This is a genomic window from Streptomyces sp. NRRL B-24572 (assembly GCF_002156145.1).
Taxonomy (GTDB): Bacteria; Actinomycetota; Actinomycetes; order Streptomycetales; family Streptomycetaceae; genus Streptomyces; species Streptomyces vietnamensis.
Genome location: NZ_MWIG01001140.1, coordinates 1 through 717, shown reverse-complemented (window position 1 = coordinate 717; position 717 = coordinate 1). Strand labels below are relative to the sequence as shown.

The window sequence follows — 717 nt, the reverse complement described above, 5'->3', positions numbered from 1 at the left end:
CCCACTGCACCGCGCCGGAGCCGCCGATCCGGGTGGGCGGGGCCGCCACGTAGTGGCCCTCGCCGCGCGTGGTGAGGTCGATGGAGGCCGGGGCCCAGCCGAGCTTGCGGACGAGGTCGGGCACCTTGGTGGCGGCGCCGGGCAGCACGAAGAAGTACATGCGGCGGTCCGGGGTGCAGGTCACGGGGCCGAGCGTCAGCTCCATGCGCTCCATGCGGGCGAGCGCCAGGAAACCGGCCGACTCGGACACCTCGATCGCGTCGAAGGTGCGGCCGGTCGGCAGCAGGATCGACGCCTTCGGCGTCTTCGACCACATCCGCCGCGCCCCGACCCCGCTCCCGGTCGCCTGGGTCGACCAGTCGGGCCTGACCGCGTGGGCGCCGGGCACGGCGCACGCGTCCGCTCCGCAGGAGCAGCGCTCCCTGCCCTCGACGGCTTCCAGCCAGGTCCCGGGAAACACGTCCCAGTGCCGCTCTTCCGCATACCGCACGGCGCTGTCGAGCAGCTGCTCGCCCCGCTGCTTGGGGATCTGTGCGGCTTCCGTGACTCCCATGGTCTCTTCCACGGTGAGCACAACTTCCCCCGCCACCTGGGGTTACGGGCTCGGCGGAGGGTGTGTTGACGCATCGATCCTGCACGCGGGGCGCATGGGTGCACTGGCGGGGGCGGTTGTGCTCACCGTGGAAGAGACCATGGGAGTCACGGAAGCCGCACAGA

Annotated in this window: 1 protein-coding gene; it reads right to left on the bottom strand. The window is 72.0% G+C overall.

Going from position 1 to position 717, the window contains the following annotated elements:
* A partial coding sequence (locus CCN56_RS40875; protein WP_256962448.1) for a bifunctional DNA primase/polymerase occupies positions 1-553 on the bottom strand: 553 nt, incomplete at its 3' end.
* Between the last annotated feature and the right edge of the window lie 164 nt (positions 554-717).